The 12,350-nt window shown below is 43.4% G+C and carries 10 protein-coding genes and 1 pseudogene; 1 reads left to right on the top strand and 10 read right to left on the bottom strand.

Annotated elements, in window-relative coordinates:
* Positions 1-150 precede the first annotated feature (150 nt).
* The 5 genes from SSIN_RS08515 to SSIN_RS08495 all read right to left on the bottom strand — a co-directional run bounded on the left by SSIN_RS08515 (position 151) and on the right by SSIN_RS08495 (position 6,463).
* Complete coding sequence (locus SSIN_RS08515) at positions 151-2,070, bottom strand: beta-glucoside-specific PTS transporter subunit IIABC (protein ID WP_037617916.1); 1,920 nt, start codon at positions 2,068-2,070, stop codon at positions 151-153.
* 229 nt (positions 2,071-2,299) lie between these two features.
* A complete protein-coding gene (locus SSIN_RS08510; RefSeq protein ID WP_037617914.1) occupies positions 2,300-3,571 on the bottom strand; it encodes a TRZ/ATZ family protein in 1,272 nt (423 codons plus the stop codon).
* A gap of 90 nt (positions 3,572-3,661) precedes the next feature.
* Positions 3,662-4,363, bottom strand: a complete 702-nt coding sequence (locus tag SSIN_RS08505; protein WP_037617913.1) for a DUF4947 domain-containing protein — start codon at positions 4,361-4,363, stop codon at positions 3,662-3,664.
* 83 nt (positions 4,364-4,446) lie between these two features.
* Positions 4,447-5,382, bottom strand: coding sequence for a peptide-methionine (R)-S-oxide reductase MsrB (msrB, locus tag SSIN_RS08500; RefSeq protein WP_037617911.1), 936 nt, complete (start codon positions 5,380-5,382; stop codon positions 4,447-4,449).
* 142 nt (positions 5,383-5,524) lie between these two features.
* Entirely contained in the window at positions 5,525-6,463 is a 939-nt protein-coding gene (locus tag SSIN_RS08495; RefSeq protein ID WP_037617920.1) for a dihydroorotate oxidase, read from the bottom strand.
* A gap of 235 nt (positions 6,464-6,698) precedes the next feature.
* Here SSIN_RS08495 and gdhA point away from each other — a divergent pair, with 235 nt between their 5' ends.
* Complete coding sequence (gene gdhA / locus SSIN_RS08490; RefSeq protein WP_037617909.1) at positions 6,699-8,045, top strand: NADP-specific glutamate dehydrogenase; 1,347 nt, start codon at positions 6,699-6,701, stop codon at positions 8,043-8,045.
* Between the two features lie 73 nt (positions 8,046-8,118).
* On the opposite strand, the gene SSIN_RS08485 is transcribed toward gdhA, so the two are convergent.
* From SSIN_RS08485 to SSIN_RS08465, 5 genes and pseudogenes are all read right to left on the bottom strand, one after another.
* Entirely contained in the window at positions 8,119-8,856 is a 738-nt protein-coding gene (locus tag SSIN_RS08485; RefSeq protein WP_037617907.1) for a M15 family metallopeptidase, read from the bottom strand.
* Positions 8,853-9,542: a histidine phosphatase family protein gene (locus tag SSIN_RS08480; protein WP_037617905.1), complete on the bottom strand. Its 690-nt coding sequence runs from the start codon at positions 9,540-9,542 to the stop codon at positions 8,853-8,855. The genes SSIN_RS08485 and SSIN_RS08480 overlap by 4 nt, the downstream gene beginning before the upstream one ends.
* A 166-nt stretch (positions 9,543-9,708) precedes the next feature.
* Positions 9,709-10,209 (bottom strand): phosphatase PAP2 family protein, encoded by a 501-nt coding sequence (locus tag SSIN_RS08475; protein ID WP_037617904.1) that lies wholly within the window; start codon positions 10,207-10,209, stop codon positions 9,709-9,711.
* Between the two features lie 278 nt (positions 10,210-10,487).
* Positions 10,488-10,684, bottom strand: a pseudogene (locus tag SSIN_RS10375) (ABC transporter ATP-binding protein); the annotation flags it as partial.
* 386 nt (positions 10,685-11,070) lie between these two features.
* On the bottom strand, positions 11,071-12,222 hold the full coding sequence (locus SSIN_RS08465) for a DUF4352 domain-containing protein (RefSeq protein ID WP_037617899.1): 1,152 nt from the start codon (positions 12,220-12,222) through the stop codon (positions 11,071-11,073).
* Positions 12,223-12,350: the final 128 nt, after the last annotated feature.

Raw genomic sequence — 12,350 nt, 5'->3', positions numbered from 1 at the left:
CTGTAAAAAATAATTGATATTTTAAAAAATTATTCTTGACTTTTTACATAGAATGCCTCCTTTTTACTTATATTTTATCATAAAATGAGCTCTTCGTGGGAATAAAAAAGAGTAACGGTTCTATTTTCCATTACTCTTTTAATTCAAAAATTATCTATGCAAATCCAGCAATTGAGTGCCAACCTCAATCTGGCCTTCAGCCACCACATCAACTTTAGCATAGTCAGCTGTATTGGTCACAATAATCGGAGTTGTCACTGGATAGCCAGCTTCTTTGATCGCTTCGATATCAAAGCTGAGCAGCAGCTGGCCTTTTTTGACCTTAGAACCTTGGGTAACATGAGCTGTGAAACCTTGACCTTCCAAGGCGACGGTATCCATACCCACGTGAATGAGCAACTCAGCTCCATCATCTGTCGCGAGACCAATAGCATGGTTGGTTGGGAAAAGCAGACGAATGACCCCATCAGCTGGTGCTACCACCTCGCCGACACTTGGCTCAACAGCTACACCCTGACCCATAGCTCCACTAGCAAAGACAGCATCTGGAGTGTCTTCCAGAGCTACAATAGTTCCCGCAAGAGGGCTGCTAATAGCTTGTTCACTTACTTCACTCGCAAATTCTTTTTTTTCAACATCCTGAGGTTCTGAAGCAGCTTCTCCAAAAAGATTTGGAATCTTGACTAGCTGAGTCAAGCCAAAGCCAAGAACAAAGTTAGCTACAATTGCAATCAGAAAGTGAACGAGAGTCATGCCATTTCCAGCTTCAATAAAGGATGGAATGGCAAAAAGTCCCATACCGCCCATAACCTGCATTTTCACATCAAAGAAAGCCAGATAAGCACCAGTCAACGCTCCTGAAATACAAGTCATGATGAATGGTAAGCGCATAGGAAGCGTGATACCGTAAATAGCTGGCTCCGTTACACCAAAGAGAGCTGAGATGAAAGCTGGAATAGAGAGTTGACGGACCTTATCTTCCTTAGTACGCATCATGATATTGAGCAGGGCACCTGCCTGAGCAAAACAGATTGCAATAGTGGCAACAAGGATGACGCCTGGGCCTTTTTGCAGTTCCAAGATTGCCAGCGGCACCAAGCCCCAGTGGAGACCAAACATCACCAGAACCTGCCAAGCAGCCCCTAGGACGATACCGTATACCACTGGGCTAAAGTCATAGATACCAGTAAAGAGAGCACCGACCAAATCAGAAGCCCAAGTCATGACCGGACCGATGACAAGGAAGGCCAATGGAACTGTAATCAAAAGAGTAAAGAACGGCACAATAAAGACTTTTACAACATCTGGGATGATTTTTTTGAAGCCTTTTTCAATCTTAGCGCCTGCCCAAACAGCTGCAATCACTGGCAGTACCGTTGACAGATAGCTAGATGCCGGGAAGATAATCGGAAGACCGAAGAAAGTTGAGAAAATCGGAGACTCAATCGGTGTGCCTGCAAAAAGCGTATAAAGCGGCTGTTCTCCTGCAAAACTTGCTGCGATATTTGGATAAACCAAAGCAAAACCAATAGCTAAAGCTGTAAAGGGATTCATCTTGAAACGTTTAGCAGCTGTAATCGCCAAAATTAAAGGCAAGAATTGGAAAAGTCCATCTCCAGCTGCATTGAGCACAACATAAGCGCCATCTGTAGCAGGCACACCAAGAGCTGCCATAATGGCTACTACACCTTTAATCATACCGGCCGCTGACAAGGTACCCAACATTGGTTGGAAGAGCCCAGATACGAGGGCAATGAAGCGGTCAAAAAGATTCCCTTCTACTACATCGTCATCTGCATCAACACTGCCTTCGCCAGCAATTCCAGCGACTTTGAGCACAGTGTCGTAGACATCTGGTACATGATTACCGATAACGACTTGGTATTGACCTCCGGCCTTCACAACCGTTACAACTCCGTCCCGCTTTATCAGATAATCTGTGTCAGCCTTGGATTCGTCTTTTAAAGAAAAACGCAAGCGCGTCACACAGTGTACCAATTTGGTAATGTTGTCTTTGCCGCCCACATGAGCAACAATATCCTGAGCTAATTCTGTATAATCTTTAGCCATAATGGACCTCCTTGTATTTTTTAGGTCGTCAGTTTGCATCCTATTCCCGGAAAATAGGTAACAAAAAAACCTAAACACACACCAAATAAAAAGCAAGAACTGCTTCATATCTCGTATTTGTTTAGGTTTTGCCTGCTTGACCAGTAACAATCCATAGACTAAGTATAGCATAATTTTTTGAAATTGCAAGCGATTTCTAATTGTTTTGTTGAATTTTAAACTTTCACACTTAAACAAAACTTTCTAGATCAACCGTCAGCACTTGTCCATCCTGAACGACCTGCTGCCCAGCAATGTAGACATCCTGAACATCACTACCCTTAACGGCGTATACTAGGTGCGATAACATATTTTCCAAAGGATAGAGGTGAAGTCGTCCCTTGGGTTGAATGGCAATGAAATCGGCTTGCTTGCCCGCTTCCAGACTGCCGATTTTGTTCTCCAAACCCAGCGCCTTAGCTCCTTCGATGGTCAAAGCCTTCAAGGCCTGCTCAATCGTAAACTGGGTCGCATCACCTGCACACATCTTCTGAAGAAGGGCAGCTGTCCGACCTTCCTCAAACATGTCCAGATTATTATTAGAAGCGACAGAGTCTGTCGCGAGGCCAACGGTCACACCAGCAGTTAGTAAGTCTGTCACTGGAGCTACACCGGAAGCCAGCTTGAGGTTGCTGATAGGATTGTGGGCGATGCTGACTGGAGAAGCTGCTAAATCTGCAATTTCTGACGGATTCAGCTCAACTCCGTGAGCAAAAATTGCTGGCTGCTCCAAGTAGCCTAGCCCTTTCAAGAAAGCCAGAGGCCTTTTACCGTAGCGTTCTAAGATGATTTTATTTTCTTCCTGAGTCTCAGCCACATGGATATGAAGCTTCAAGTCCAGCTCACGCGCTAACTCAAGGCTGCCCCTGAGCAGTTCTTCATTACAGGCATAGGGCGAATGTGGCGCCACCATAACCTGAAAATCTGCATCTTCATAGGAGAGAATTTCCTCAATAATGGTCCGAGTACGTGCCAGAGTCTCTTCTGCCGTTTCTGTTGCTGAGCTAAAGAGCGTTGGGGAGAAATAGCAGCGCATACCAGACTGCCGCACGATCTGGTAAATTCGGTCAATATCCACTCCCTGAGGATTATACATGTCGTTAAAAGTCGTTGTTCCTGACAGCAGCATTTCAGCCAGAGCCAGCTGGACAGCCTCAGTCGTTAGATCCTCCGTGAATTGACTTTCTGCTGGCCAGATATAGTCCTCCAGCCATTCGTGCAGATTGCTGTCGTCACGAATCCCACGTAGCAAGGTCATGGCCGAGTGTGTATGGCAGTTGACCAGCCCTGGCATGAGCCAAGCTCCCTCGTAATCTACTAGCTCACTGCATTGTTCTAGCCAAGCCTCATCATAGGCACCACAGTAGGCAATGCGTTCATCCTCCACAACCAGCAGACCTTCTCGATAAATATGAAAATCGCTATCGCAGGTCACCAAATTGACATTTGTGTATGCCTTCATCCGCATATCCTCACTTTCCCAACACTTGGTTTCAAGAGATTTTAGCTATTATAACAAGCCTAGGAAAATAGTGCAAGGGATTTTGATACTTTATTTAAAATAAAGATAGTCCGGGTGAGGAGTGATATATTTTAACTCTCCTTCAAAGAAAATCAGATAAACTTTATTTTGCTTGTAACTATATAAAATATAATCGCTGTCCAACTGATAGTCTTGTCCCAAGCCGACAGCTTGTGCAATATCTGCTGCTACCACATAGAAAGCCCTTGCCTGCTCTTCCGTCACATATTGGCTTTGGTAGAGCGCTTTTAAATTTTCTAACTCTTGGCGCTTAAAGGTCTCTTTAATATAGTTCGAATCCCTTATCACGGCCTCTGGTGCACCAAGAATTTCTCTAACTTTCTCCTCAGTATAACCTTTGAAATCAGGCGTTTGAGCGCTAGATCCTTCTCCAAAGGAACGATAATAAACCTTGGCATTGCCTGTTGCATAAATTTTATCTGTCTTGGCAGACTGGGCATCTTGAGGCAAGCTATTCATCACTTCATCTAGCGCTGTTGCTGCGTTACTCTCGGGAATGGTAGTACTAGAAGCTGAAGTCTGGCTGTTCTTTGAATCTTTCTGACTATTCGAACCGGTCTCCTTGTCTGATTTTGGATTCTTTGTAATCTTACCTTTTTGAATAGAAGAAGATGTGGAGCTGGTAGTCCTTTTCGCCGTAGATTGACAAGCTATTAAAGTAAGCACCGCCATAAATATAGCTAAAATAATAAAGAATTTTTTTACACGCATCTTTCTCTCCCTTTTTTCGTATGTACATGATCCCTTATCTAAAAAATTTTGTCAATTTTCACAAAAAAGGCCTTAAAAGCCTTTTATTTCATATATGTGAGCAGATAGCCATAGCCCTCTTTTTCCATTTGCTCTTTTGGGATAAATCGCAGAGCTGCTGAGTTGATGCAGTAACGCAGGCCACCCAATTCCTGAGGCCCATCGGCAAAGACATGGCCTAGATGGGCATTACCAGAACGGCTACGCACCTCAATCCGCTCCATACCGTGGCTCTTATCTTCATAGTACCTGACGACATCCTTGGCAAGAGGACGAGCGAAGCTAGGCCAGCCGCATCCTGACTCAAACTTGTCAGCCGCAAAAAAGAGTGGCTCCCCAGTTGTCACATCAACATAGATTCCTGCGTCAAAAGTAGCATTGTAGGCATTCTGGAAGGGGCGCTCCGTCGCACTCTGCTGGGTCACCTGATACTGCTCTTCGGTCAGCTTGTCTTTCAGCTGCTGCCGGCTAGGCTTGGGATAATACCCAGCATCCACCAAAGGCTGTGCAGCATCATTGACATTGATGTGGCAATAGCCAGTCGGATTTTTCTTGAGATAGTTCTGATGGTAGTCCTCAGCTAAGATATAATGCTTCAGAGGTTCTAACTCTACAGCTAACTTTTGTCCAAGCTGCTCCTCCTGCTCCGCAAAAACCTGCTCGATAATGGATCGATCCGCTTCACGGACGTAGTAAACGCCAGTCCGATACTGACGTCCCACATCATTTCCCTGCTTGTTGACTGACAGAGGATCAATAACCCGGAAATAATAGAGCAGGAGCTCCCGCAGACTAAGCCGCTTTTCATCATAGGCTACCTGCACTGTTTCCGCATGGTCGGTCTGGTGTATCAGTTGATAATTAGTGGATTCCACTTGACCATTGGCATAGCCTACTGTCGTCTCCTCAACACCCTCAATCCGAGAAAAATATTCTTCTAAGCCCCAGAAACAACCGCCTGCTAGATAAATTTCTGCCATAAAAACACCTCATTTCTTTGTGTCTATTTTCTCATAAAATAGTGAACTTTTATAGAATTTTGATTAGGAGATTCCTAGAAATCAAAAGAAGAGGGCAGGAAAATAAACTCATCCTACCCAATAACATACTTACTTTGATAATTTAATCTTCAATATACTTCAATTTCCCTCGGAAATCGTCCAGACTTTCATAGCCTTTTTCTTCCATAATCGCCTTGAGTTCTGCAGTGATGCGCTCAAAGGCTGCCACACCTTCCTTATGAAGGGTCGTTCCTACCTGCACCATGCTGGCTCCGCAAAGGATATGCTCGAAGGCATCTCGGCCGGTCAAGACACCACCGGTTCCAATGATTTGGATTTCTGGTTTGAGGCGTTGGTAAAAGGCATGGACATTGGCTAGAGCCGTCGGCTTGATATACTGGCCGCCAATACCACCAAAACCATTTTTCGGACGGATAACGACAGACTCATCCTCAATGTAAAGACCATTTCCAATCGAATTGACACAGTTGACAAAAGCCAACGGGTATTGATTGAAGATCGCGGCAGCTTGGTCAAAATGCACGATGTCAAAGTAAGGAGGCAGCTTGATACCTAGCGGTTTGGTGAAATAAGCAAAAACCTCTGACAAAATCTTTGCCGTTGTTTCAAAATCATAAGCAATCTGAGGCTTGCCAGGTACATTCGGGCAGGAGAGATTGAGCTCGGTAATCCCTTTAAAATCACTTGCCCGAACTTTTTTGAGAATAGTATGAGTCTCATCTGGCGACATGCCAACCAGTGAGAGGAAAAAGGTCCGATCTGGTTCGCTTTTCTGCAGCTCCAGCAGGTAGTCCAGATAGTAGTCTAAACCATTGTTGGGCAGGCCCATAGAGTTGATAGAGCCCAGCGGAACATCCTGATAGCGAGGCTCTGGGTTGCCCTGACGGAAGTCCAATGTCGCCGTCTTGGTCACAAAAGTTCCTGCAGCAGAGTTTTTAACTTCTTCTAACTCTTCGACTGTCATACAGGCCACTCCTGCTGCATTCATCAGACAGTTATCAAATTCAAAACCCGCAATTTGTGTCTTGGTTGTCGTCATCATTTTGACCTCATATTCCTTAGTTTTCTTCTATTATATCATTAAAGTTCCTCCTATAAAGAGTTTATCCCATTTTTCTACTAAAATGTTCGGTATTTACCTCCCTAATTTTTAAGAATATTTCAGAAAAAATATCGTGGGAATTTTCAGAAAATTCAACTTTTTTCTTTACAAGCGGAAAAATCTCTGCTATAATTGACCCCGTAAGAATACAATCTTTCAAAGGAGAATCACCATGACAACTGCTAAAGAATATATACAAAGCACTTTTGAAACTGTAAAAGCCCGCAACGGACACGAGGCAGAATTCCTCCAAGCCGTTGAAGAGTTTCTCAGTACGCTTGAGCCAGTCTTTGAAAAGCATCCTGAATACATCGAAGAAAATATCTTGGCCCGTATCACTGAGCCTGAACGTGTGATTAGCTTCCGTGTTCCTTGGGTGGACCGCGAAGGTAAAGTACAAGTTAACCGTGGTTATCGCGTGCAATTCAACTCAGCAGTTGGTCCTTATAAAGGCGGTCTGCGTTTCCACCCAACTGTAAACCAAGGGATCTTGAAATTCCTCGGATTCGAACAAATCTTTAAAAATGTTTTGACTGGACTTCCAATCGGTGGAGGTAAAGGTGGATCAGACTTCGATCCTAAAGGAAAGACTGATGCCGAAGTCATGCGCTTCTGCCAAAGCTTCATGACTGAATTGCAAAAATACATCGGACCATCACTTGACGTCCCAGCCGGCGATATCGGTGTTGGTGGACGTGAGATTGGTTACCTTTACGGGCAATACAAACGTCTTAACCAATTTGATGCGGGTGTCCTGACTGGTAAACCTCTTGGATTTGGTGGTAGCTTGATTCGCCCAGAAGCTACTGGCTATGGTTTGGTTTACTACACTGAAGAAATGCTCAAAGCTAACGGTAACAGCTTTGCTGGTAAAAAAGTGGTTATTTCTGGCTCAGGTAACGTTGCTCAATACGCTCTGCAAAAAGCAACTGAACTTGGTGCTACCGTTATCTCTGTGTCTGACTCAAATGGTTATGTTATTGATGAAAATGGTATCGACTTCGACCTCCTAGCAGATGTGAAGAATAACCGCCGTGCTCGCTTGACAGAATACGCTGCTGAAAAAGCTACTGCTACTTACTATGAAGGTTCTGTCTGGACTTACGCTGGTAACTACGACATCGCTCTTCCATGTGCCACTCAAAATGAAATCAATGGGGAAGCGGCCAAACGTTTGGTTGCCCAAGGAGTTAAAGTCGTTTCTGAAGGTGCTAACATGCCGAGCGACCTTGATGCTATCAAAGTTTACAAAGAAAACGGAATCCTTTATGGTCCTGCTAAAGCTGCCAATGCTGGTGGTGTAGCTGTATCCGCTCTAGAAATGAGCCAAAATAGCCTGCGCCTATCTTGGACTCGCGAAGAAGTTGACGGCCGTCTCAAAGACATCATGACCAACATCTTCAATACAGCTAAAACTACTGCTGAAACTTATGGACTTGGCAAGGACTATCTTGCTGGTGCCAATATTGCAGCCTTTGAAAATGTAGCCAACGCCATGATCGCCCAAGGTCTGGTTTAAAATAAAAAAGTTAAAAATCAGCTGCTCAAACGAGCAAGCTGATTTTTTATCTATAAATTAGTTCAGAAAAAACTCACTTATCTGCGGCTTCTAAAAGAGCTAGGTATTCTTCTAAGACTAAATGATGCTTTTGCATGTATTGAGCAGATTTTACGCCGACATAGCGATAGTGCCAATTCTCAAAATCCACTCCAGTAATATCGCTTTTTCCCTCAGGATAGCGTAGAATAAAGCCATATCTGGGAGCAATTTCCGCAATCTTATCGGCCACTTCATCTTCCTGACCTTCTGGCTCACTCATATCAATAGCCAAGCCTGTCTGATGTTCGCTGGCGCCAGGAATCTGAATTCGTTTTTGCACCTCTTGTTCCGCTTCTTGTCGAGAAAGCCCCTCTTCCTCTGCCAAGGCTAGGGCTTCTTCATAAATTTCTGCCTGCTCCGCTCGACTTCGATAGCCCGAAATCAAAGTTTCTCCCGGTGCAATTTTCTGTGCCGCGGCCAAGAATTTTCTGGTATTTTCAGCAATACGGCTGTCTACCTGAATATCATCAATTTGAGTCAATTGAGGGGGCGCATCTTCCTGAAGATGGCTGCGATTGACCAGTATCAATTCCCAGTCATCAACTGAAACATTGGGTAAATTCGACTCCAAGACCTCAAGATTTTCATCAGCAGGTTTTTGGACATGTTGATCCTTCCCTTGAAATAGCCATAAAGCAACTAGCAATCCAAGCCCAAGCCCTAAAAACAAGACCCAGTTTATCAGTCGATACAAAGAAAAGTTTTTCTTAGCATGGTGACCTCTTTTCAAGCTTCTGCCTCCAGCTCCTCTTTTCCAACTTCACGGTAGGACATATCTCCAACACAAGCAACACTGAATTTCCCGTCTTCATAATCCACTATGGTCACAGAACCATTGTCAAGTCCATGAGGGCGGCTTCTGTTTATCAAATAGACGAAGGTTCCGATGGTCATTCCATGGCTAACAACCAAAGCATTGCCACCACCAGAAGCCTCCAGCTCTTCAGCAATAGCTGAGAAGCCTTCCCAAATGCGGCTGCTGAGTTTTTCCCAGTTTTCTGCCCAACCAGCTGTATCCACCTCAACCAAACCTTCAGCCAATTCGGCATAGCTGAGCTGGTGAACATGCTCGACATTAAAGACCCGAGGCATGACTCCCATAAAGAGCTCACCGTCATATCCCCCGTCAAAGCTGCCAAAGCACCACTCGCGGATGCGCTTGTCAAACCTATAAGGAATCTTCCCAGTCAAGCCCAGCTCTTCCAGGATAATCCCCATTGTTTGAATCGTCCGACCTGAATCACTGGATCTAGCTAGTTTAAAATCAATACCCGCTTTACGCAAACCAATCCCCAATTCACGGATACCGCGTTCGCCTTCTGCTGTCAACGGAGTATCGCTCCAGCCCTGAGCTCGCCCGATTGTATTAAACATCGTTTTGCCGTGACGGATTAGGTATAATCTTGTTTTTGCCATACACTTACCCCCTTATTCTCCTCTCATTATATCACTTTTCTGAGAAAAAGCGTTTTCTTACATCATACTCCAGAAAAATCAATCGAAAGAAGATATAAGTGAAATTGGACAAATCAAAAGCTACACCACGCAACTTTGATGTAGCAAAATAGGAAAAATGACATCTTCAAAAAAGATATAGAAGGCTGCCAACTAAAAGCCCGCAGGCATAGCCGACCAGGACATCCTTAGGATAGTGAACTCCACCAAGCACTCGAACCAGTGCTAAAAGCGCCGTCAAAAACAGCAATATGAAACCAAACCAAGGAGATAGTGACAAGGCTGACATGGCAATAATCGTAGAGGAAAAAACATGACGGCTGGGCATAGATTCTCCGGACACATCCTTAGCCAGTAAGGGGCTGAAGTCCCAGCTCTCATAAGGCCGAGGCTGGTTGATGCGCCGACGAACCAGCGACAAAACAATAAACCCCGCCGCCGGTAACAAGAGATAAAGCAGCAACCCTCGCCAGGTTCCAACCAGATAGGCATTGAATAGCACTCCAGCATAAACCAAGGGCATGAGCAGGGTCATCAATCGGTTAAAACAAATCAAAACTTTGAGTAAGCTGGGACGTCGCCGCAAGGGAGCTGTCAGCTTTTGATAGAAAACACGATAATCTTTCATCTTATCCTTCATACTTTTCAAACATTTGCTCTGGAATCTTGCTCTAGACCAGCAGGGGTATACGACTCTTGTCAAAAGCCATCATTAAAACCTCTATTTCCATGAGCTTCTCCATTTCTACTATCTACTATACCATACTAAAAACAGAGTTCCAACCATTCAAATTGCTAGAGTTCAATTTTTCTATTTTAGCTTGCTTCTTGCTTTTCCTTAAACTAACTCTTGTAAAGGTCAGCATAGAAGCTATAAACCGCCATGTGCTAGTCATGGTTGCCCTACTCAATGATATGCCCATCGCGCACGACCAAGATCAGGTCCGCATTGCGAATAGTGGTCAGCGGTGAGCAGCGACAAAGAAAGTCTGGCCTTCCATGAGTTTGTCCATAGCTTTTTGAATCAACTCCTCTGTCCGCGTATCCACCGAAGAAGTCACCTCGTCCAAAATCAAGAGCAGCACTGCACGAAGAATGATCATGCACTACTCAGCTATTTTAGAAAATTCAAGAAGGGCTAGCAACTGTACCAACTCCTGCTCACCCATTTTTAAGAGAAGCAGGATGAAAAATTCTTTGGCGTACTTCCCGACAAGCTTCAATCGTAAAATCCTATTTTTAAAACTTCATCAAAGCCCAAAAGAAGAAGAACAACACTCCAGATTTCCCCATTTTAACGCTAACCAACATTCTCATGAAAGTCCTCAAGCCGAATGCTTTTGGATTTCGCAATGTCGACAAATTTAAAACAGACATTTGCTGAACTTTAAACATCTAAAAAGAGAAGACCCAGCAGGTCCTCTCTAGATCTTAGCTTATCACCAACCACTGTGGCTGATAATAAGACAAATTTACTTTCCTTTAAGCATTAATACAGACTTCCACTGAAGGAGCGGACAAGGTATTTATACCCATAATCATCTGAGCTATCGACAACCCATTTGCCATCTTTTTTCGTGAATTTCAGCTCATAACCTTCAGATTCCATATACTTAGGTGTAACCAAAGGAATACTGTCAAACTGACTAGGCGCTTGCTCTAAAATATATTTCTCTGCTGCCTTATATGCATCGTTGTAATCAGAATATTCTGCTCGATGCTCATTAACAAATTTAGAGACCAAGTCGTAAGTCCGAATGTTTTCTAGGCCAATCGTTTCTGGTCTAACGTAAACTGTCGCACTTTCTGGCAAGAAAGAAGCCACTTGGTAAGTTACTTTTGCACGTTTCGCATTCATTTTAGTGTATGCTTCAGCAAATGTCCGCAATTCAGCTTCTGATGGCGTGTAGTAAGAGAATTCTTCCCCAAACTCTTTGGTAAAGCTTGTCATGAAATTAGCTCGATCTTTCTCCAAGTCTCCTCCTAGAACAAATTGATCAGCTTTGCCTTCTTTTTTCTTGTCATCATTTTTTGTTGTCAAGGTTGTCACAACCGCTTGATCGGACTGCTTCGAACTCACATTTTCTGCTTTTCCTGAAGCGTCTCCACTCAAGAAGACTTTTTCTACATATTCTTTAGCCAAGTCTTCCATTTTATCCACATTATCCGCATACTTTTTAGCATCAACTTTGATGGTGACTTCTTCTGGCTCTTTCTTGCCAATATCTGTGTACAGAGGAGAATAATGAAGTTCGTAAGTATCCTTTGGATTTACTTCAAATACTACATAACCACTAACGCTCTTATCCTTAGCAACCTTTTCATAAGACATTGTTTTGAACTTGTCACTAGAATCATAGACATTGATCGAACTAATTTTTTCATCATCAGAATTATAAAGAGTGATGTCATTATCACTGATATATAATTGTTTATTACTCTTATTTTTAATTTCAACATTCAAAGCTAGATACTTAGAATCCGAAGACTCATCTTTGGGCAATACATAAGTACCATCCTTAATTTTCACTTCAACATGATTATTACCGGAAACACCGTTCCCACCCGTTTTTTTAGGAGCACATGCCACCAGCAGAACTACAGCTAAAGAGATGACAAGATAGTTAAAAAATTTTTTCATGATTTCCTCCCTAAGATATACTAAAATTTATAACTATTTTATCATATTTTTATAAAACTGTAAATGTTGCTTAAATAAAATACCACAAAATCTAACTGTTAAATTTCCAATGAAGCGACCGATGCACT

The sequence above is a fragment of the Streptococcus sinensis genome (assembly GCF_000767835.1).
Lineage (GTDB): Bacteria > Bacillota > Bacilli > Lactobacillales > Streptococcaceae > Streptococcus > Streptococcus sinensis.
Note: the sequence above shows the minus strand (reverse complement) of the source record. Positions and strands in the feature narration are given on the sequence as shown.

What these genes read in the sequence shown, in the direction of transcription:
- SSIN_RS08515 (WP_037617916.1), bottom strand. Translation starts at nt 2,070, where the DNA reads ATGGCTAAAGATTATACAGAATTAGCTCAGGATATTGTTGCTCATGTG.
- SSIN_RS08510 (WP_037617914.1), bottom strand. Translation starts at nt 3,571, where the DNA reads ATGAAGGCATACACAAATGTCAATTTGGTGACCTGCGATAGCGATTTT.
- SSIN_RS08505 (WP_037617913.1), bottom strand. Translation starts at nt 4,363, where the DNA reads ATGCGTGTAAAAAAATTCTTTATTATTTTAGCTATATTTATGGCGGTG.
- msrB (WP_037617911.1), bottom strand. Translation starts at nt 5,382, where the DNA reads ATGGCAGAAATTTATCTAGCAGGCGGTTGTTTCTGGGGCTTAGAAGAA.
- SSIN_RS08495 (WP_037617920.1), bottom strand. Translation starts at nt 6,463, where the DNA reads ATGACGACAACCAAGACACAAATTGCGGGTTTTGAATTTGATAACTGT.
- gdhA (WP_037617909.1), top strand. Translation starts at nt 6,699, where the DNA reads ATGACAACTGCTAAAGAATATATACAAAGCACTTTTGAAACTGTAAAA.
- SSIN_RS08480 (WP_037617905.1), bottom strand. Translation starts at nt 9,542, where the DNA reads ATGGCAAAAACAAGATTATACCTAATCCGTCACGGCAAAACGATGTTT.
- SSIN_RS08475 (WP_037617904.1), bottom strand. Translation starts at nt 10,209, where the DNA reads ATGAAAGATTATCGTGTTTTCTATCAAAAGCTGACAGCTCCCTTGCGG.
- SSIN_RS08465 (WP_037617899.1), bottom strand. Translation starts at nt 12,222, where the DNA reads ATGAAAAAATTTTTTAACTATCTTGTCATCTCTTTAGCTGTAGTTCTG.